Consider the following 19,875-nt stretch of genomic DNA (forward strand, 5'->3'; position numbering starts at 1 on the left):
GGTTACGCGGGCGTGCGGTGGGCCGCTGCGTCGGCCAGGGCGGCCGCGAGGCTGCGGGCGTTGGCGCCCACCTCGGACCAGCCGGCCGCCAGGCCGATCGGTGTGCCGGGAACGAGCACCTGCCAGTTCTCGCCTGCCGCGGCGGCGCTGATCCGGCGGGACACCTCGGCGGCCTGGGTGGGGCCGGCGCCGGGCAGCACCACCACGAACTCGTCACCGGCGAAGCGGGCCACGAAGTCGCCGCGGCGCATCACCCGGTGCAGCACGCCGGCGATGCGCTGCAGCACCAGGTCGCCGCAATGCCGGCCGTGCCGGGCGTTGACCGCGGTGAAGCCGATCAGGTCGCAGACGCCGATCGCCGCGGTCTCGCCGCGGGACAGCATCGCGGCGACGTACCGCTCGAGCTGGCGGCGGTTGGGCAGGCCGGTGAGCGGGTCGGTGAGGGTCTCGTCGCCGTAGCGGCCGGCGTCGCGGTGGGTCTCCTGCGCGTCGAGGCGGGCCGCCACGCCGTCGAGGTAGCCGTCGCGGAGGCGGTCGATGCGCTGGGCGGCGAGGCGGAAGGCGTACCGGTCGGCCTCGTGGGCGGCCTGGTGGTCGCCGGCCGCGGCGTGGCAGATGCTGCGCAGCCGGGCGGGTTCGGCCGGGCCGAGGATCTCCTGGGACACCGGTACGGCGTCGAGCTTGCGCAGCGCCTCGGCGGGCCGCCCGGCGGCGATGTCGAGGCACACGGCGCCGAGGTGGCGCAGGTCCCGGGAGCGGACGCTGTCCCCGCCGCCGGTGAACAGGTCGCCGATGTCGGAGTCGGTGCTCTCGCCGAGGGCGGCGCGGCGGGCCAGCGCGTACCCGTAGACCGGCCTGCTGCTGGGCCGCAGCCGGCTGTCGGCGCCCGTCGCCACGTAACGGGTCAGCTCGGCGTCGATGTCGCGCAGCACCCGCAGGCAGCCGTCGGAGTCGCCCTGGTGGTCGAGGGCGACCGCGTTGCGAAGCCGGATGCCGGGGGCGGCGAAGAGCTCCGGCGCCAGGCCGGCGGCCGCGCCGACCTGCCGGGCCTGCTCGATCGCGGTGAGCGCGTGGCCGTGGAAGCCGAGATACGAGTACGCCATGGCGAGGTCGTGCCAGCCCCACGCGGTCTCGCCGTCGCCGTCGGGCACGGCCGCGAGGGCGCGGGAGGCCTGCACGAGGTGGGTGACGCCGCGGTCGAGGGCGCTCTGCAGATGGGCGCCGAGCGCGGCGAACGCGTGCATCTGGCCGCGCAGGTAGGGGTCGGAGGTCTCGTGGACGGCGTTCGAGGCCAGCGTCATGGCCGTGGCGAACTCGGCGACCCGGCCCAGGTTGATGAGGGCGCCGAAGCGCTGGACGAGGGCGTACGCGCGGGTGAGCGGGTCGGTGGTGACCTCGAGGACCTTGTCCAGGATGGCCAGCGCCTCGGCGGACCGGCCACCCTGTTGCAGGTCGCCCGCCCGGCGCAGGTCGTCGACGCAATCCGGGAGCTGGTCCAACCACGTCATGGAACCGCCACGGCCATTCAGGCCCCTCCCTGCCGACGTCGCTCATCGATCGACGACCCGGCCGGTCACCGTCGCGAAACGACGTTCCATGATTATGCCGTGACACTCGCGCACGAACACCCCTCCGAGGGCACGGACCGGCACCGCTTGGCACCTGCCCTGGCAAAGGGGACAGCTCGGCTCGCGGAGGCGGGGGTGGAATCGCCGCGGGTCGATGCGGAGCTGCTCGCCGCGCACGTGCTCGGGATCGGCCGCGGCCGGCTGCTGCTGGTGGACGCCGTGCGTGGCGACGAGCTGCGCCGATACGAGGGGCTGGTCGAGCAGCGGGCGCGGCGGGTCCCGTTGCAGCACCTGCTGGGCACGGCCGCCTTCCGGCACCTGGAGCTGGCCGTGGGGGAGGGCGTCTTCGTGCCGCGGCCGGAGACCGAGCTGCTCGCCGGCTGGGGGATCGAGCACACCGCGCCGGGTGCCACTGTGGTCGATCTCTGCAGTGGTAGCGGCGCGATCGCCCTCGCTGTCGCGGACGAGGCCGAGCCGGCCGTGGTCCTGGCCGTCGAGCGCTCCCCGCAAGCGCTGGCGTTCCTGCGGCGCAACACCGAGACCGCTCCGAAGGTACGGGTGGTCGAGGGCGATGTGACCGACCCCGGGCTGCTTCCCGAGTGGCGGGGCCGGGTGGACGTGCTGCTGTGCAACCCGCCGTACGTGCCGGAGGGCACCGCCGTGCCGCCGGAGGTCGCCGAGCACGACCCGGCGGAGGCGGTCTTCGGCGGCGCGGACGGCCTGACCGTGATCCCGCCGGTGATCGCCCTGGCAGCGGCCCTGCTGCGCCCCGGCGGGGTGGTGGGCATCGAGCACGACGACGTGCACGCGGAGGCCGTACCGGCGTTGCTCGCCGCGGACGGCCGGTTCACCGAGGTCGTCGCCCATGAGGACCTCGCGGGGCGCCCCCGGTACGCGACGGCCCGGCGGGTCTGACGGGCGCCCGGGCCACCATGGCAGACTGCTTCTCGTGATGCTCTACGACTGCCGGGCCGTGGCCGAGCGCGATCGCGGCATCGCCGCCGCTGTGGAGGCCGTCAAGAGCGGCGAGCTGGCCGTGCTGCCCACCGACACCGTCTACGGGGTCGGCGCCGACGCCTTCACGCCGCACGCCGTCACCGCGCTGCAGAACGCCCGCGGCGTCGACCGCCGGGTGCCGCCGCCGGTGCTGGTCGGCTCCCGGCACACCCTCGACGGCCTGGTCTACTCCCTGCCGAAGGCCGCCCGTGAGCTGGCCGACGCGTTCTGGCCGGGCGCTCTCACCATCCTGGTCGAGCACTCGCCCAGCCTGCAGTGGGACCTCGGGGAGACCGGGGGACGGGTCGCCGTGCGCATGCCGCTGCACCCGGTCGCGCTGGAGGTGCTGCGCGAGGTGGGGCCCATGGCCGTGACCACCGCCAACAAGGTCGGTCAGCCGGCGCCGGTCACCGCCGAGGAGGCCCGCGACCAGCTGGAGTACGCGGTCCGCATCTACCTCGAGGCGGGTGTGGCCCACGACCCGGCGCCGAGCACGATCGTGGACGTCACCGGGGACGTGCCCCGGGTGCTGCGCGACGGCGCCGTGCCCTTCGAGAAGCTGCGGGACGTGGTGCCGGACATCCTCGCCGCGGGGTCCTGACCATGCCGTTCACCGTCCTGCACGTGTGCATGGGCAACATCTGCCGGTCACCGATGGCCGAGCGCCTGCTGGTGCTGGCGGCGCGGCAGCGGCTGGCCAAGCTCGACCCCGACGCCCGCCTCGGCGACCTGCTGCGCAGCGCGAGCGCGGGCACGGGCGGCTGGCACGAGGGCGAGGAGATGAACCCGCCGGCGGCCCGCCAGATCCGCCTGCGGGGCGGCAGCGTCGAGGGGTTCACCGCCCGGAAGCTGACGAGCGGGCACCTGACCGACGCCGACCTCATCCTCACCGCGACCGCGGACCAGAGCGACTACGTCCACGCCCTGGTTCCCGACGCTGCGGCGCGCACGTTCGTCCTCGGCCACTTCGGGCGGCTGCTGCGCGAGCTCGACGTCACGGCGCTTCCCCCGGCCGGTACGGAGCCACAGGCGTTCGCGGCCCGGGCCGCCGCGCTGGTCGAAGCCGCCGGCCGGCGGCGCGGGGCCGATGAGTCGCTGCCCGGCGACGACCTCGACGACCCGTGGGGCCGCGGCGACCAGACGTTCCAGCGGATCGCCGACGACATCGACGAGATGATGTACGCGCTGGTCGACGCGCTGCTTCCGGGAGGACCGAGGCCGGCGTGATCGTCACCGCGGATGCCGCCGGGATCCGCCGCGCGGCCGAGCTGCTGCGCGCCGGGTCGGTGGTCGCCTTCCCCACCGAGACCGTGTACGGCCTGGGCGCCGACGCGTTCTCACAGCAGGCGGTCGCCGAGGTGTACAGGCTGAAGAACCGCCCGTCGTGGAACCCCCTCATCGTGCACGTCGCGAACGTGGCGGCGGCCCGGGCGCTGGCCACCGATTGGCCGGACGTGGCCAACGAGCTGGCCGCGGCGTTCTGGCCGGGCCCGCTGACGCTGGTCGTGCGGCGTGCGGAGCACCTGGCCGAGGTCGGCGCCGACACCGGGACGATCGCCGTCCGGGTGCCGGCGCACGAGGTCGCCCTGCGGCTGCTGGAGGCCACAGAGCTGCCGCTGGCGGCGCCGAGCGCCAACCGCTCGGAGAGCATCTCGCCGACGACCGCCGAGCATGTCATGCGCAGCCTCCCGGACGTACCGATGGTCCTCGACGGTGGTCCGGCGTCGTGGGGAATCGAGTCGACGGTGCTGGACGTGACGGGCGCGGTGCCGCGGCTGCTGCGGCCCGGGGCGCTCGGCCTGCGCGAGATCCGCGAGGTGACCGGCGCGATCGCCCTGCCCGATGACGTGGCCGACGGTTCGGCGCGGCCCTCCCCGGGGATGAGCCGGCGCCACTACGCGCCCCGCGCCAAGGTGGTGCTGACCGACGAGGTGGACCCGTCCGCTCTCGACGAGTCGGTGGGGGTGCTGACCTACGAGACGGCCGACGTACCCGGAGCGGAGATCCTCAGCGCCGACCCCCGGGAGTACGCGGCCGACCTGTACGCCGCCCTGCACCGCCTGGACGACGCCGGGGTCGCCACGATCCTGGTGAAGTCGCCGCCGGACACCGAGGAATGGCTCGCGATCCGCGACCGCCTCACCCGCGCTGCGGCCTAGCCTCCGCGCCGCGGGCGATGTTGCGGGCCATCCCGCTGAAGACGATCCCGTGGAACGGCACCACGCTCGCCCAGTACGCGTGCCCGGCCAGCCCGCGCGGCACGAAGAGGGCGCGCTGGCGGTAGACGCTGGTGCCGTCCGGTCCCGGCGACGCGCACATCTCCAGCCAGGCCCGCCCCGGCACCTTCATCTCGGCGCGCAGGCGCAGCAGCTCACCCGGCTTGATCTCCTCGACCCGCCACCAGTCCAGCGCCTCGCCGACGTACAGGCGGTGCTGGTCGCGCCGGCCGCGGCGCAGGCCCACCCCGCCGACCAGCCGGTCCAGCCAGCCGCGGACCGACCAGGCCAGCGGGAACGAGTACCAGCCGTTCTCGCCGCCGACGCCCTCGATGATCCGCCACAGGGCGTCCACGGGCGCGTTCACCTCGCGGCAGCGGACGTCGGTGTAGATGGTGCCGCCGGACCACTTCGGGTCGCTGGGCAGCGGCTCGGCGTCCGCGTCCCCGCCCGAGGCGGTGGACCAGCGCGTCTCCACCTCGGCGTCGCGGATCTTGCCGAGCGCGAGCCGCACCGCCTCGTCGAAGCTGAGCGGGTGCTCGTCCGGCGCGTAGCGGGCGATGTCGTTCTCGTGCGCGACGGCCTCGTGGATGAGGCTGCCGACCAGCGGGCGGGCGATGGCGTTGGGCACCGGGGTGATGGCGCCGACCCAGTGCGCGGAGAGCCAGGGGCTGAGGGGGCGCAAGGGCACGATGATGCGGCGGCGCAGGCCCGCGACCCGGGCGTAGCGCTGCATCATCTCGGCGTAGGTGAGCACGTCCGGGCCGCCGATGTCGAAGCCCCGGTTCACCTCGGGCGGCAGGCCGGCCGCCGCGATCAGGTAGCGGAGCACGTCGCGTACGGCGATCGGCTGGATCCGGTTGCGCACCCAGCGCGGGGTGACCATGACCGGCAGCCGCTCGGTCAGATAGCGCAACATCTCGAAGGACGCGGAGCCGGAACCGATGATCACCGGCGCGCGCAGCACCGCGGTCGGCACGCCGCTGTCCAGCAGGATCCGGCCCACCTCGGTCCGCGAGCGCAGGTGGGCCGACGGCTTCTCGCTCGCCGGTGGTTCGGGACCGCCCAGATAGACGATCCTGCGGACCCCTTTCTCGTACGCCGCCCGCGCGAAGTTCTGCGCCGCCTCCCGGTCCCGGCGCTCGAAGTCCCCCTGGCCGAGCGAGTGCACCAGGAAGTACGCCACGTCCACGCCCTCGAGGGCCGGGCCGAGCGACGCGGCATCGTTCAGGTCGCCCTCGACGATCTCCACCTGAGCCGCCCACGGCACGTCCCGGAGCCGGGCCGCGCTGCGCGACAGGGCCCGTACCTCGTGGCCGGCGGCCATGAGCCGGGGCGCGAGGCGCCCGCCGATGTAGCCCGTGGCACCGGTGACCAGACAGCGCATAACTCACACTGTGCCCGCAGGTGGGGCCCGATAAGCCATATGCTCGTATTCCGGCGCCGTAGCCGACGTGAGGAGCGCGCCATGGACACGTTCTGGGGTCCGGACTTCGCCGCCCTGCAGCGCGAGGATCCCGAGATCGCCGAGGTTGTCGTGGGCGAGCTGGACCGCCAGCGCGGTGGCCTGCAGCTCATCGCGAGCGAGAATTTCACCTCGCCGGCGGTGCTCGCCGCGCTGGGCTCGACGCTGACCAACAAGTATGCGGAGGGCTACCCCGGGCGGCGCTACTACGGCGGGTGTGCCGAGGTGGACCGCGCCGAGGAGCTGGGCATCGCCCGGGCCCGGGAGCTGTTCGGCGCCGACCACGCCAACCTGCAGCCGCACTCCGGCGCCTCGGCGAACATGGCCGCCTACGCCGCCCTGGTGCAGCCCGGTGACACCGTGCTCGCCATGGATCTGCCGCACGGCGGGCACCTCACCCACGGCAGCAAGGTCAACTTCTCCGGGAAGTGGTTCCACACCATCGGCTACCGCGTACGCGCGGACACCGAGCTGATCGACTACGACGAGGTGCGCGACCTGGCCCAGGCGCACCGCCCCAAGCTGATCATCTGTGGCGCCACCGCGTACCCCCGGCTGATCGACTTCCGGGCGTTCCGGGACATCGCGGACGAGGTGGGCGCCTACCTCATGGTCGACGCGGCGCACTTCATCGGGCTTGTCGCGGGGCGGGCGGTGCCCTCGCCCGTGCCGTATGCGGACGTGGTGTCGTGCACGACCCACAAGGTGCTGCGCGGACCGCGGGGCGGCATGATTCTGTGCCGTGAGGATCTCGCCGCGCGCATCGACAAGGCCGTCTTCCCGTTCACCCAGGGCGGGCCGCTGATGCACGCCGTCGCGGCGAAGGCCGTCGCGCTGCGGGAGGCGTCGTCTCCGGACTTCCAGGGGTACGCCCGCCAGGTCGTGCGCAACAGCCAGGCCCTGGCCGCTGGGCTGGCCGCCGAGGGTATGCGACCGGTCTCGGGCGGTACCGACACCCATCTGGCTCTGGTCGACCTCCGGGACACGGGGGTCACGGGGCGGGACGCGGAGGAGCGTTGCGACCGGGCTCTCATCACCCTCAACAAGAATGCGATTCCGTACGACCCGGAGAAGCCCACGATCGCGTCGGGCATCCGGGTCGGCACGCCGTGCGTCACGACTCAGGGCATGCGCGAGGGGGAGATGCGCCAGATCGCCGGCTTGATCGCGACGGCCGTGCGTACCGATCCGGTCGACGCCCGCGGCGCCGTGCGTCTGGCTGAGGTGGCCGACCAGGTGGCGGACCTGGTCGCGCGCTTTCCGGCGTACGCAAGTTTTGTCGCGGTGCGGTGACGCTGCGTACTGGCCGCTTCCCGCCCGGATGGCCCGCGGATATTCCGACGTGATGATCATCAATCCCGAGTGTATTGTCGGGCGTGCGGATGGGCTATGGAGCCATGTTCGTCGCGTCACGACGGGGGTCAAATGCGCGCCTTTTTGCTCGGTACGTTGGAGCTGATACAGCACGGCCAGCCAATTGTCCTCGGCTCGCCGAAACAGCGATCGGCTCTCGCTGTGTTGTTGACCAGAGCGAATAGTGCCGTCGCGGTCGATCAGATAGCTCTCGAGCTGTGGGGCGAACGAACGCCCAAGTCCGCCAGCGCCAACGTACGGCAGTACCTCGCGAACCTGCGGCGCCTGGTCGCCGCGGACAGCACGATCCGGATCGAGCGGCACGGCTCGGCGTACCGGCTCGGCATCGCGGCCGACGATCTGGACGTGGCCCGGTTCCGGCGCCTGGTGGCGAAGGGGCGCGAGGCTATGGAGGCCTTCCAGCACGCCGACGCGGTAGATCACCTCGAACGCGCTCTGGCGCTGTGGCGGGGAGGCCCGCTGAGTGACCTGAGTCACGGGCCGCTGCTGTCCGCGTGGTGCGCCGCCCTGGCCGAGGAGCGAATATCCGCCCTGGAAGGCCTGGTCGAATGCCTGCTCGCCGTCGGCGCCACCGACCGTGCCGTCAGCCAGGCCACCGAGCTGTCGGCCGGCTATCCCTTGCGGGAGCGTATCCAGGCCCTCCTCATCCGGGCCCGTTACCAAGCGGGCGATGTCGCGGGTGCACTCGACACCTACGTCCAGGTCCGCCGCACCATGGTCGACGAGCTCGGCGTCGAGCCCGGTTCGGAACTGCAGGAGTTGCAGGTCGCCATCCTGGGGCGGCAGAGCAACCTGTCGTCCGGCCGCGACGTGATCGGGGCGCCGGAGACCGCGGCCATCCTTCCGCGTCAGCTACCGCCGCGCCTGCGTGCCTTTGTCGGCCGTGCCGAATACATCGACATGCTCGACCGAATTCTCGTGCGTCATGGCGACACCGTAGTGGCGACCGTTCCCGCGGTGGCCGTCGTGGGTGCACCGGGAATCGGGAAAACCGCACTGACAACTCATTGGGCGCACCGGGCGAGCGAATCCTTTCCGGATGGCCAATTGTATGCAGATCTGCGGGCATTCGGTCGCGGAAGTGCGCCCGACGCTGTCCTGTATTCATTCCTGCGGGCACTCGGTGTGGATTCAGAACGCATTCCGGCGGACCTGGCCGGGAGGGCGTCTCTCTATCGCAGCCTCCTCGCGGGGCGTCGGGTACTGGTGCTGCTGGACAGCGTCGCGGACCCGGCTCAGGTGCGGCCCTTCCTGCCCGGTGACGCCGGAAGCCTCGTGGTGGTCACCAGCCGGGTGCAGCTCACCGGCCTCGTCGCCGCGGATGGGGCGGAGAGCCTCACACTGGGGCTGCCATCGGCCGACGAGGCCCGGGAGATGCTGGTTCGGCGACTGGGTGCGGCCCGCGCGAGCGCCGAACCGGGCGCCGTCGAGGAGATCGTCCGTGCGTGTCGGCGGCTGCCGCTGGCGTTGGCGATCGTCGCCAGCCGGGCGGCAGCCCGGCCGGAGTTCCCGCTGGCCGACCTCGCCGACGAGCTGCGCAAGTCAGACGTGACGCTCGACGCCTTCGCCAGCCAGGACCCGGCGACGGATCCACGGACGGTCTTCGCCGAGTCCTACCACGCGCTGAGCGAGGGCGCCGCGCGCCTCTTCCGCCTGGTGGGGCTTCAGTCGAGTCGCGTCATCTCGGTGCACACGGCGGCCCAGCTGTTGCAGTGCAAGCCGGAACGCGCCCGGATGGTCCTGCGGGAACTGGTGGAGTCGCACCTGTTCAATGAGCCGTCGCTGGGTCACTACACCCTTCATGACCTCCTGCTGGACTATGCGGCGGAACTGGTGCAGGAGGTGGAGCCCGAGCACGTGAGGGCGGCGGCGATGGACCGTCTGGCCCGGCACGCCATGCCGCAGCGGATTCCCCTGCCGCATCGTGCCGGGCCCGGCTCCTGAGGTCGGCGGCCCTCGGTCAGGCCATCTTCTGGACGTTCTGCTCCAGATGGTCGGCGAAGCGCAGCCATTCGTCGGCGCATCGGCGGGCCAGCCGGGCCAGCGGGTAGCTCGAGTGCGGTGGCACGAGCGCCGTCATGTTCTCCCAGTCCGGCAAGGGTGCGGTCACCGAGGTGGCCCACCGGAGCAGTTCCTTGCCCCCGTCGGTGAACCGCAGCGCCGGGTCGCTGTGCAGGCGGCCCAGGAACAGTTGGATGTCCTCGCGTCCATGATCCACGACCCTGGGCGGCGGGGGCACGGACGGCGGGGCGTCCCGGTTCTGGCCGTGCCGATGAACGCCCTTGGCGGAACGGCGGACGGCGATGGGGTCGTCGCCGCGGGTCATCCGGGCACGCACGTCGCGTACGGTCGCGGGTGAGATCCCCGCCCGGCGCGCGATCTCCCGCAGGGAGGCGTCCGGGTACTCCTGGATGATTTCGCTCGCCTTGCGGCGACCCTCCTCGCTGTTGACCGGCCGGAGGCGACCGTCCCGGCCCAGCCGTACCGGGGGACGCTTGACCGAGTCGGTGCGCTGCCGGACGGCGCTGACGGTTCCCGCCGCGAGGCCGGTCGCGGCGGCGACGGCGCGATTCGACCAGGCCGGGAAGTCGGTGATCATCCGGGCGGCGGCGGCTTCGCGGTCGGACAGCGACAGCGGCAGGCCGTGCGTGACGTTCGTCTGGACCGCCAACACGAACGCCTGGCTCGCCGAGCCGTCGAAGAAGCGAGCCTCGATGGTGTCCCGGCCGCGGATCCGGGCCGCGCTCAGTCGGTGGAAGCCGTCGATGACCCGCATGGTCTGCCGGTGTACCAGAATGGGTGGCAGTTGAGCGCCGCTACTGGCGAGCATGTGCGCGTGCTCGGGGCTCTCCCCCCGGGACCGGGGCGAGCCGTCGGCCACCAGGGCGTCGATCGGCACGATCTCCACAGGTGCCTGGTGGGGATCCTCTCGCCTGCCGGCCTTCATCGGGATCGGGAGGCCGAACGCCTCCCCCACATCGTGCGGTTGCTTCTCGAACTCCATTGTGACTGCTCCCCGTGTCGCCGTGGATCCGTTCTAGATCCGGTGACGATTCTGGTCAATGTCTGCATAGGTGCTCGATACAACGCGCATAGGAAAAGTTCACGCATGTGGAGCTGCGGCGACGTGCGTTGTGTAAGGACTTTTGTATGAACCCTGTACGTCGCCGGCATATCGTCTGCGGCCTCATACTCCTGAGGGGAGGCTGCTCATGCCCTATCTTGTCGCCGCCGTCGTGCTCGTCGGTCTGCTGTGCTTGTTCGATCTGCTCCTCACCGTCGGCGTCATCCGGCGACTGCGCGCGCAGAGCACCCTGCTGGCCGGCTACCGAGGCGCGATGGGGGAGGTGATGATGCCGACGGGATCCGTGGTGGGCGACTTCGTCACCACCACGGTGGACAGCAAGATCATTTCCCGTACGCAGATCGACGACTCGTTGGTCGGCTTCTTCTCCACCTCCTGCGAAGGGTGCGTGGACGCGCTCGAGACGTTCGTGCCGATGGCCAAGCTGGTTCCGGGTGGGCGGCCCAAGGTGCTCGCCGTGGTGGTCGGCGACCGATCGAACGCCGGCAAGTTCGTCGACGTGCTGAGCCCGGTGGCACAGGTGGTGGTGGAGGCCGAGCACGGGCCCATGGCACGGGCCTTCGAGGTCAACGGCTACCCGGCCGTGGCCATGGTGGGGGCGGGCGGCGTACTGACGGCGGCCGGCGCGACGATCAAGCTCGACCCGGCGACCGCGGCGGCGTGAGTCGCGCGCGGGTCCTGCCGGCCGCCGCCGGCGCCCTCGGCTTGGCTTGGGGCTCCGGGCCGGGCCGACTGGCGTTGCTGGTGGTCGGGCAGATCGGTGCCGCGGTCGTACCGGTGGCCACCGCCTGGCTGACCAGGGCGACCATCGACCGCCTCGCCGGGTCTGGTGCGGTGGGCCTGGCGCCGCTCGTCGCCGGGCTGGTGGCGTGCGGGCTACTGACCGCGGTGCTACCGCAGGTCAACGCGTTCCTCGGCAGCGACTGCGAACGCTTCGTCGGTGCCGAGGCGCTCGACCGCCTGTATGCGGCCGTGGAGCGCCTCCGTGGCCTGGCACGCTTCGAGGATCCGGCATACCTGGACCGGATTCAGCTCGCCCAGCAGTCCAGCTCGGCGCCGGGCAGCGTGGTCACCGGCATGCTGTCGATCGGCGCGAGCATCCTGGCCATCTGCGGCTTCCTCGCGTCGTTGTTGGTGATCAGCCCCGTCATGGCCCTCATCGTGGTGCTGGCCGGCGTCCCGGCGCTGATCGCGCAGGTGTCGCTGTCGCGCCGGATGGCCGCGACGATCTGGCAGATCGGGCCGACCCAGCGTCGCGAGATGTTCTTCGGTGGCCTGTTGTCCAACGTGGATGCCGCCAAGGAGATCCGCCTGTACGGCACGGGACCCTACCTTCGCGGACGGATGATGGCGGACCGGCGCACCGCCGACTCGGCGCGCCGGCGCGTGGAACAGCGCAGCGTGTACGTGCAGGCAGGCCTCGGTCTGCTGGCCTCCTCGGTGGCCGGCGCCGGACTGCTGTGGTCGGTGTCGGCTGCCCGGGACGGCCGGCTCTCCGTCGGCGACATCGCGATGTTCATCGCAGCCGTGGCCGGCGTGCAGGCGGCGCTGGGCGCACTGACCACTACCTTCGCCCTCAACCATCAGCAACTGCTCGTCTTCCGGCACTACCTGGACGTGGTGCACGGCGAGCCGGACCTCCCGGAGGGCGGCGAGCAGCCGCCGGACCGGTTGCGCGAGGGCATCGAGCTGCGGGACGTGTGGTTCCGCTACTCGGAGGAGCACCCGTGGGTGCTGCGTGGCGTCGACCTCGTCATTCCGGCCGGCCAGGCCGTCGCGCTGGTCGGGCAGAACGGCGCCGGCAAGAGCACGCTGGTGAAGCTGCTGTGCCGCTTCTACGACCCGACGCGCGGACAGATCCTGTGGGACGGAGTCGACATTCGGCAGCTGCCCGTCACCGACCTGCGTCGCCGGCTGGGCGCGGTCTTCCAGGACTTCGTGCACTACGAGATGAGCGCGGCGGACAACATCGGACTGGGTGACGTGGACGCCATCGACGACCGGCAGGCCGTCGTCGATGCTGCCGCCCGAGCGGGTGTCCACGAGTTGGTCAGCGAGCTGCCGTCCGGGTACGACACGCCGCTGACGCGTGCGTTCCCGGGCGGCTTCGGCGACGAGGACCCGGCTTCGGGCGTACCGCTGTCGGGTGGGCAGTGGCAGCGGGTAGCGCTGGCGCGTGCGCTCATGCGCGCCGAACCAGACCTATTGATCTTGGATGAGCCGTCCGCCGGCCTCGACGCCGAGGCGGAGTACGAGCTCCACCACCGACTGCATCAGCACCGGACGGGGCGGACGAGTCTGCTGATCTCCCATCGGTTCAGCGCCATCCGTGACGCCGACACCATCGCCGTGCTGGAAGACGGGCGGATCAGCGACGTCGGCACGCACGACGAACTGATGGCCGCAGGCGGCATCTACGCCCGGCTGTTCACCACTCAGGCCGACGGCTACCGCGATCGGCCGCCCGTATCCGCGGTAGTACCGGATTTGTAGCCGTCGTCCGTAGCGTCGAGCGCACGAAACCCCAACCAGGAAGGACAGTCGATGCGTTCTCTCATCAACAAGGTAAGTGACCGAATGATCGGCCGGCTGGTGCCGAAGGCCACCGCCGACGCCGCAGACTGCATCGCGCTCAGCTGTGGTTGCAGCAGCCTGCACATCAAGACGGCGAAGAACTGTTGCACGGTTCTCGGCCAGACGGTGTGCAGCCCGTGTATCCCCGTGGGCGCGTGCTGACGTAACCGCGATTCGACGGGCCCCGCGACCCCCACGCGGGGTCCGTCGTCCCTCGAGGAGGATCCTTGTTCACGTTCGCTGTCGCCTGCCGGGCGCTCTTGATCGTCGTGTTCGCGGTCGCCGTGGCCGGCAAGGCACGGAATTTCCCAGACTTCACCACCTCCGTGCGTCGGCTGGCGCCCCGGCTTCCCGCACGTGTGGTGGCGCGCGTCGTCATGTCCCTGGAAGCGGTGATCGTCGTGCTGCTCGCCGTACCCCAGGCGACCGTCGCGGCGGCCGGTTCGGTCCTCGCCGGTGGGCTGCTCGCAGCGTTCAGCGTAGCCATCGCGGCCGCCCTGCGCCGTGGCTCGGCCGCGCCGTGCAAGTGCTTCGGGCGGGCTACGACACCCCTCGGACCGCGGCACCTGGCACGCAACGTCTTCCTCATGGCGGTGGCCGTGGCCGCTCTCGCGGCGAGCGCTGACGATGATACCGCGACGGTGGCGGCGTACCTCGTGGCCGGCGCCGCGGGCGCCCTGGCCGGGCTGGTCGTCGTCGTCCTCGACGACGTGCTCGACCTGTTCCGCGAGCCCGCCGGCGTGTGACCGAAGGTTCTCGCGGTCGGGGCAGGACAGGCCCTAGCGCACCATCCGCCGGCGCACGATTCCCAGCAGGTACGGCTCGGGAAGCAGGCCCCACGAGCGGGAGTCGATGCTGGCGCCGGGGTTGTCGCCGAGCACGACCAGGTGGCCGGCCGGAACCGTGTCGGCCTTGGCGGCTTCCCGGACCGGTCCCGGAACTTGCTGGCCGGGCAGCGCGGCAGCGCGCTTGATGAGCCACCGGTGGCCGCCGAGGCGACCTCGCCGCGGTGGCCCTTCCTCGTTCCCAGCCGACGGTGGCAGGGCGAAGACCACGGCCTCACCGGCTCGCACGTGGCGGAGCGAGGCCCGGCGCACGAGGACGCGCTCGCCGTCGCGATACGTCGGGTGCATGCTGTGGCCGGACACTTCGATGACCACCATCCGGCGCCTGAGGTACAGCAGAGGCAGCGTCGCCACCGTGAGCAGCGCGGCTGCCACCGCGGCGCGGATCATCGGCTAACCAAGTCGAAGGGCGACGTGTTCGCCAGCTCCGACGCCAGCGCCGCGGGGAACGGCAGAATCCGGTACCGGCCGTGCGCGGCCGTCACGAAATGCATGTCGGTCAACTCGTCCAGAGCGCTCACCGCCGCGATCGGCGTGATTCCCAGCGCCTGCGCGGCCACGTACGCGGTGACATCCGCCCTGCCGAGCCGTCCGAACAGTTCGAGCGTGGCTGCCGAAAGGGGGTTCAGCGCACGGAAGGCCGACAGCAGGCGCGTGCGCAGGCTCAGGTCGTCCGCCTCGAACACGTCCAGGCCACCGCTGAGCAGCTGGTTGGCGAGGTCCGCCAGATTCCAGTCCGCGCGGCGCAGCAGGCGGGCGGTGGCGATCCGGATGGCGAGGGGGAGATGGCCGCAGGCGCGGACCACGCGGGCGGCGTCGTCGCGACACGTCGCCACCTCCTCCGTCCCCACCAGTGCGGCTAGCATGCCCAGTGCGTCGTTGTGGGACAGCGGCGCCACGCGTACCGTCACCGCCGTGTCCAGGGTGGTCAACGGGCGGCGGGCTGCGATGATGACACCGCTCGCGGGTGTCGCGGGAAGTAGATGGCGAACGTCGGCAGCGCTGGAGACGTTGTCCAGCAACAGCAGCAGGCGCCGATCGGCCAGGATCGAGCGTAGCCGGGCAGCGCGGTGGGGCCCCGGGCCGGTGAGCTCCTGCACCAGCGTGGCGGCCGGGTCGCGGGCCTCGGCCAGGTCCAGGTAGAGCTGGCCGTCCGGGTACTTCGGCCCCAACGCGGCGGCGGCGCCGACGGCGAGGGCCGAAGTGCCGGCGCCGACCGGGCCACAGATCACCGCGACCGGCGGGGATTCGGCGTCCTCGAACGCGCGCGTGATCGCTGCCAGTTCGTCCTGCCGGCCGACGAGCACCGCCGGTGCCGGCGGCAGCTGATGCGGCGTGGCGCGCGGCGCCGCCTCGGTGGTTTGCAGGGCGGCGTCGCGGTTCAGGATGCCGTGGTGCATCCGCCGCAGCTCAGCGCCCGGCTCGACGGCGAGCCCCCGCGCGAGGGCCTCGTGTGCCTGCGCGTAACAGCGCAGAGCGCCACTGACGTCACCGGCCCGATAGGTGGCCAGCATCAACTGGCCCCATCGCCGCTCGCGAAGCGGGTCCTCGATGATCGAGCAGCGGATCTCCGCGATGAGATCCGCGTCCACGCCCAGCGCCAGGCGTGCGTCCAGGTAGTCGTCGAGGGCCTCGCGGCGTTGCTCGTCCAGTGCGGTCAGCCAATGCGTGAACGCGCCGTGCCGGGCGATGCCCACCCCGGCATGGTCATGGCGCCACAGCGCGAGCGCCGCACTCAGGTGTCCCACCGCGCTGCGCGGATCGCCGTTTGCGATCGCCGTGCGACCCAGCTTGGCCAGGCGCGCGAACCGCGACGCGTCCAGCTCGTCCGCCGACAACCGCAGCAGATAACCCTCCTTCGAGGTCACCAGGCGGGGCTCACCGTCGGTGAGGACGCGGCGCAGGGACATCGCGTACGTCCGCACGTTGGCGATCGCCGAGCGGGGTGGGTCGCTCTCCCACATGGCATCGATCAGGCGATCCATGGTGAGTACCCGGTTGGCGTTGAGCAGCAGCGCAGCGAGCAGGGCGCGCTGCTTGGGGGCGCTGGGCCGAACCGCCCCGCCGCCGGTCGACACCTCGACGGTGCCCAAGATCTTGCAGTCCAGCACGATTCTCCCCGTGGTACGGCAAGGCGAGACCCGGCGGGGCACTGGTCGCGAGCCGATCAGTGCCCCGGCCGGTTACCCTCAGCGGTCGGCCCAACCCGGCATCAGACTCTGGCAGCGCCGTCCTGAGCCGCGACCGGCACCGGCGGGGCGTCGCGGTATCTCGCGGCGGCCTCTTGCATCGCCCGTTCGCGGACGGCCGGGATACTCCACGAGTACAGCGGCATGGCCAGCGCCGTCGTGACGATCGCCACCACCACGAGCATGGAGAAGATCTCTACCGAGATGATGTCGTAGGCCAGGCCGACGTTGATGAACACCAGGATCATCAGACCCCGGGCGTTCATCAGCCCGCCGATCGCGGACGCCGCCCGCCAGTCGAAACCTTGCAGCCGCGCCGAGACGGTGCACGCGCTGTACTTGCCGACCACGGCCGCCACAAGAAGCGTGATCAACGGCAGGGGATCCGCCGACAGAATCCGCCCGAGGTCCGTGTTGAGCCCGGAGAAGGCGAAGAAGACCGGCAGGAGCAGGATCGAGTTGAAGTCGGCGAGCCGGACCCGTAGCTGCTCCCGGAACGTCGGGCTGTGCGGCAGCGCCAGGCCCGTGACGAAGCCACCGAAGACCGAGAATGCCCCGATGTAGTCGGTGAACCAGCCGGCCGCCAGCACCACCATGAGGACGACGACGATCGTCTGATGGTCCATCCGCCCGACCCGCTCGACCCGCGTCGCGACCGCCCGCAGCAGGCGCCGTCCGGCGGTCAGCATCACCACGACGAACACCGCCGTGCCGGCGATCGTGATCAGCGCGTGGCCGGCGTCACCGGCCTGGGACATGGCGATGATCACGGCCAGCAGGATCCAGGCCAGCACGTCGTCCACGGCTGCGGCGACCAACGTGATCGTCCCGATCTCGGTTCTCGCGATGTCACGCTCCTGCAGGATGCGGGCGAGCATCGGGAAGGCCGTGATCGCCAGGGCCCCGCCGACGAAGACGAGGAAGCCCATCCGGTCGACGTGCCCGGTCGAGTATGTGCCGTACAGCGGGATGGCGACCGCCGCACCGATCAGGAAGGACGGAATGATCCCCGAGAGCGCGAGAGTGCTGGAGCGCCGCACGGTCGACCGGTTGATCAGCTTGTGGTCGATCTCCGCCCCGACCAGGAACATGTAGAAGGTGAGTCCCAGGGTGCTCAACACGTAGAGCACGCTTTTGACCGACTCGGGAAAGAGGAGGTGCTGACCGTGCGGCCACACGGCTCCCAGCAGAGTGGGGCCTAGTAACACGCCCGCGACCATCTCGCCGACGACCCGGGGCTGGCGGACCGACAGGGCCAGGCGGCCGCACAGGGCGGTGGCCGCCAGGACGACGAGCAGGGCGCCGAACGTGGTGACGGTGAGGGTGAAGTTGGACCCCATGACGACTCCTTACCGTCAGAGCTGAGCTTTCCCGGATGTTGTGGCAGTCGTCTTGTCCGGCTCGAGTTCGCCGGTGGCCCGGTAGTCAACCAGACGCATGGCCGAGTTCCGGATCAGATCCCGGCGGCGCGGCTTGGCCCACTCCGGGCGCGGGCCGTCCATCAGGTCCCAGTCGAGAAACTCCTGCAGCGGCTCGCGGTAGTACGGGCTGTCCCAGTCCGTCAGGACGTCCGACTTCACGTGGTATTCGGCCTGCAGCTCCGACCCGCGGTAGCGGCGCAGGACGGGGTGGATCTCCGTGGTCAGGTCGCCGTAGGCGCGCTCGGAGGTGTGCGGGTGCACGTGCGGGTGGTCGAAGGCCGTTCCGGGGAAGTCCTTGCTCGTCGGGCCCGGCCCGTAGGTCAGCATGGACACGTAGAACTCGAGCTCGGGGTGCTTGGCGCCGAACTCCTCCGCCACGTAGCGGACGTTGAGGTCGTGGTACCAGCGTCCGGGCTGGGAACGGTCCGTGGGGAGGACGAATACGTCGCACAGGAAGCCGACCATCTGCCACAGCGCCGAGCAGTTGTTGGCGCGGTCGATGACCTTGGACGCGATGTCCGCCGGCGTCAGCTTGACCTCCTCGCCCGGCAGATCGACGCCCTCGTACCGGTTCTCCAGGAGATGGAAGAGGGTGCGGACGTTGTACCGGAACCCGTGGATGAAGGAGGACTGCGAGCGCTTGTAGTCGATGGCCTGCATGAGCACGCCGGCGAAGTAGAGGCCGCTCGTCGTGCTCGACTCCCACGCGCCCGTCATCGCGGGGAAGCGGCCCTCGATGATCGTCTCCTGGGCGCATGAGTCGTCGAAGATCGAGGTGTCCAGGCGGAAGCCGCAGCAGTGCAGCACGTGGTCGTACTCGAAGTGCTCGACCTCCTCCTCGACGTCCTGGTGGGTGGCGGCCCAGCGGACCCGGAGCCGGCCGGACGGCGTCCGCTCGATCTGCTGGGTGGGACCGTCCAGGACGGCGTTCTGCGACTTCAACAGGTAGCTGTCGAAGAAGGTGGCGTTGGTCGAGCGGACGTTGCCGGCGAAGTGCGTGTCCCAGGCGAACTGAACCGGCCGGCGGCTGGAGAGGTGGATGTAAGAGGCGTACGGCATGAGGTACTCGGCCGTCTCCAGGGCCGAGTTCCCCTTGCCCAGGATGAGTACCGTCTTGCCGCGGTAGTCTTCGGGGTCGAGTGACATCGAGTCGTAGCCCTGGGCGTGCTCGATCCCGGGGATGTCGGGTACGTTCGGCGTGCTGACCCCGACGGCCATGACGAGCCGCCGGCAGGTCAGCATTTCGCCGTCCGCCCCCGTGAGCTGGAACTGGTCGACGTCGGCGTCCTTGCTAATGCGGGCCACGCGGAACCCGTGGCGCACCTTCAGGTCGAACCGCTCCCGGAAAGCGTTCAGGTAATCGACCAGGTCGTCGGCGGACGGGAAGTATTCCGTGGAGAAGTCCTTGAAGGGCATCTCCTCGCCGGGATGGGTGAGCAGGCAGTTCCAGTCGTGCCGGAGATTGAAGTCGGTCGCTTCGCGCCCGGTGTACTGTTTGTTGATCGACAGCAGCTTGCGGTGGCGAGGGTACTGCTCGAAGTACGTTCCCGACCGCTCGCCCGCATCCACCACAAGGTAGTCGCGACCACTCTTCTCCAGGAAGTATGCGAGCTGAAGCCCGGCGGGCCCCGCTCCGACGATGACGGTGTCGTGATGCTGGTTCGTCATGGATGCTTTTCTCCTCGGACGTCATTCACCCGGCGGGCACACGAGAAATAAAAGGGAAAGTCGCGGAGGTGACCGGCGTTACGGGTCGACCCGGCGGCCAGCAGAACACAGGGCTTTTTACTCGTCAAGACGCGGTGTGCGCAGGTGTGCAACCGGCCGTTTCGGCCAGTTGCACACCGGTCGATCACCTTGACGGCCGCGGCCGTGCACGTGTTGACTCGGGCCTTCCGATGCCCTCATTTCCAAAATGGAAATCAGTGGTTGCCGCCCGGACGGCGAGAAGGGTGACCATTAATGGTTCCGTTGTCGTATGCGCAGCGCCGGCTGTGGTTCCTGTACAAGCTGGAGGGTCCGTCCGCGACCTACAACTCCCCGTGGACGCTGCGTCTGTCCGGGCGTCTGGATCGGGAGGCGTTGCGGGCGGCGGTGCAGGACGTGGTGGCTCGGCATGAGTCGTTGCGCACGGTGTTCCCG

General features: G+C 71.0%; 18 protein-coding genes. 11 read left to right on the top strand and 7 right to left on the bottom strand.

What is annotated here, in order from left to right; all coding sequences use genetic code 11:
* Positions 1–2: 2 nt before the first annotated feature.
* The gene (locus tag AB0J80_RS30430) at positions 3–1,508 is read right to left on the bottom strand and encodes a GGDEF domain-containing protein (protein WP_364711676.1); all 1,506 of its coding nucleotides are present in this window, start codon (positions 1,506–1,508) and stop codon (positions 3–5) included.
* Positions 1,509–1,607: 99 nt separating this feature from the next.
* Here AB0J80_RS30430 and prmC point away from each other — a divergent pair, with 99 nt between their 5' ends.
* From prmC to AB0J80_RS30450, 4 genes are read left to right on the top strand one after another with little or no spacing between them, the layout of a single operon-like run.
* Positions 1,608–2,483, top strand: coding sequence for a peptide chain release factor N(5)-glutamine methyltransferase (gene prmC, locus AB0J80_RS30435; RefSeq protein ID WP_364711678.1), 876 nt, complete (start codon positions 1,608–1,610; stop codon positions 2,481–2,483).
* Positions 2,484–2,520: 37 nt separating this feature from the next.
* The gene (locus tag AB0J80_RS30440; RefSeq protein WP_364711746.1) at positions 2,521–3,165 is read left to right on the top strand and encodes an L-threonylcarbamoyladenylate synthase; all 645 of its coding nucleotides are present in this window, start codon (positions 2,521–2,523) and stop codon (positions 3,163–3,165) included.
* Between the two features lie 2 nt (positions 3,166–3,167).
* A complete protein-coding gene (locus AB0J80_RS30445) occupies positions 3,168–3,791 on the top strand; it encodes a phosphotyrosine protein phosphatase (protein ID WP_364711680.1) in 624 nt (207 codons plus the stop codon).
* Positions 3,788–4,723: an L-threonylcarbamoyladenylate synthase gene (locus AB0J80_RS30450; protein ID WP_364711682.1), complete on the top strand. Its 936-nt coding sequence runs from the start codon at positions 3,788–3,790 to the stop codon at positions 4,721–4,723. Before AB0J80_RS30445 ends, AB0J80_RS30450 begins: the two co-directional genes overlap by 4 nt.
* Here AB0J80_RS30450 and AB0J80_RS30455 read toward each other — a convergent pair.
* Complete coding sequence (locus AB0J80_RS30455) at positions 4,704–6,167, bottom strand: SDR family oxidoreductase (RefSeq protein ID WP_364711683.1); 1,464 nt, start codon at positions 6,165–6,167, stop codon at positions 4,704–4,706. The genes AB0J80_RS30450 and AB0J80_RS30455 overlap by 20 nt on opposite strands.
* Positions 6,168–6,248: 81 nt before the next feature.
* Between AB0J80_RS30455 and glyA the strand changes: the two genes are divergently transcribed.
* Positions 6,249–7,538: a serine hydroxymethyltransferase gene (glyA, locus tag AB0J80_RS30460; RefSeq protein WP_364711686.1), complete on the top strand. Its 1,290-nt coding sequence runs from the start codon at positions 6,249–6,251 to the stop codon at positions 7,536–7,538.
* Between the two features lie 132 nt (positions 7,539–7,670).
* Positions 7,671–9,563, top strand: coding sequence for a BTAD domain-containing putative transcriptional regulator (locus AB0J80_RS30465; protein WP_364711689.1), 1,893 nt, complete (start codon positions 7,671–7,673; stop codon positions 9,561–9,563).
* A 16-nt stretch (positions 9,564–9,579) separates the two neighbouring features.
* Here AB0J80_RS30465 and AB0J80_RS30470 read toward each other — a convergent pair whose 3' ends face one another.
* Complete coding sequence (locus AB0J80_RS30470) at positions 9,580–10,623, bottom strand: winged helix-turn-helix transcriptional regulator (protein ID WP_364711691.1); 1,044 nt, start codon at positions 10,621–10,623, stop codon at positions 9,580–9,582.
* A gap of 208 nt (positions 10,624–10,831) precedes the next feature.
* Between AB0J80_RS30470 and AB0J80_RS30475 the strand changes: the two genes are divergently transcribed.
* From AB0J80_RS30475 to AB0J80_RS30490, 4 genes are all read left to right on the top strand, one after another.
* Positions 10,832–11,368 (top strand): hypothetical protein, encoded by a 537-nt coding sequence (locus AB0J80_RS30475; protein ID WP_364711693.1) that lies wholly within the window; start codon positions 10,832–10,834, stop codon positions 11,366–11,368.
* Positions 11,365–13,197, top strand: coding sequence for an ABC transporter ATP-binding protein (locus tag AB0J80_RS30480; protein ID WP_364711696.1), 1,833 nt, complete (start codon positions 11,365–11,367; stop codon positions 13,195–13,197). The genes AB0J80_RS30475 and AB0J80_RS30480 overlap by 4 nt, the downstream gene beginning before the upstream one ends.
* Positions 13,198–13,248: 51 nt before the next feature.
* Positions 13,249–13,440 (top strand): hypothetical protein, encoded by a 192-nt coding sequence (locus AB0J80_RS30485; RefSeq protein WP_364711697.1) that lies wholly within the window; start codon positions 13,249–13,251, stop codon positions 13,438–13,440.
* Between the two features lie 65 nt (positions 13,441–13,505).
* Positions 13,506–14,024: a MauE/DoxX family redox-associated membrane protein gene (locus tag AB0J80_RS30490; RefSeq protein WP_364711698.1), complete on the top strand. Its 519-nt coding sequence runs from the start codon at positions 13,506–13,508 to the stop codon at positions 14,022–14,024.
* A 33-nt stretch (positions 14,025–14,057) separates the two neighbouring features.
* Here AB0J80_RS30490 and AB0J80_RS30495 read toward each other — a convergent pair whose 3' ends face one another.
* The 4 genes from AB0J80_RS30495 to AB0J80_RS30510 form a co-directional block, all read right to left on the bottom strand.
* Complete coding sequence (locus AB0J80_RS30495; RefSeq protein ID WP_364711701.1) at positions 14,058–14,513, bottom strand: S26 family signal peptidase; 456 nt, start codon at positions 14,511–14,513, stop codon at positions 14,058–14,060.
* The gene (locus AB0J80_RS30500) at positions 14,510–16,234 is read right to left on the bottom strand and encodes an AfsR/SARP family transcriptional regulator (RefSeq protein ID WP_364711704.1); all 1,725 of its coding nucleotides are present in this window, start codon (positions 16,232–16,234) and stop codon (positions 14,510–14,512) included. The genes AB0J80_RS30495 and AB0J80_RS30500 overlap by 4 nt, the downstream gene beginning before the upstream one ends.
* Before the next feature lie 101 nt (positions 16,235–16,335).
* The gene (locus AB0J80_RS30505) at positions 16,336–17,652 is read right to left on the bottom strand and encodes a cation:proton antiporter (RefSeq protein ID WP_364711706.1); all 1,317 of its coding nucleotides are present in this window, start codon (positions 17,650–17,652) and stop codon (positions 16,336–16,338) included.
* A gap of 15 nt (positions 17,653–17,667) precedes the next feature.
* Positions 17,668–19,401 (bottom strand): NAD(P)/FAD-dependent oxidoreductase, encoded by a 1,734-nt coding sequence (locus tag AB0J80_RS30510; protein ID WP_364711711.1) that lies wholly within the window; start codon positions 19,399–19,401, stop codon positions 17,668–17,670.
* A gap of 294 nt (positions 19,402–19,695) precedes the next feature.
* Here AB0J80_RS30510 and AB0J80_RS30515 point away from each other — a divergent pair.
* The coding region (locus AB0J80_RS30515; protein ID WP_364711713.1) for a condensation domain-containing protein at positions 19,696–19,875 on the top strand (180 nt) is incomplete at its 3' end.

Source organism: Actinoplanes sp. NPDC049548, assembly GCF_040676695.1.
Classification (GTDB): Bacteria; Actinomycetota; Actinomycetes; order Mycobacteriales; family Micromonosporaceae; genus Actinoplanes.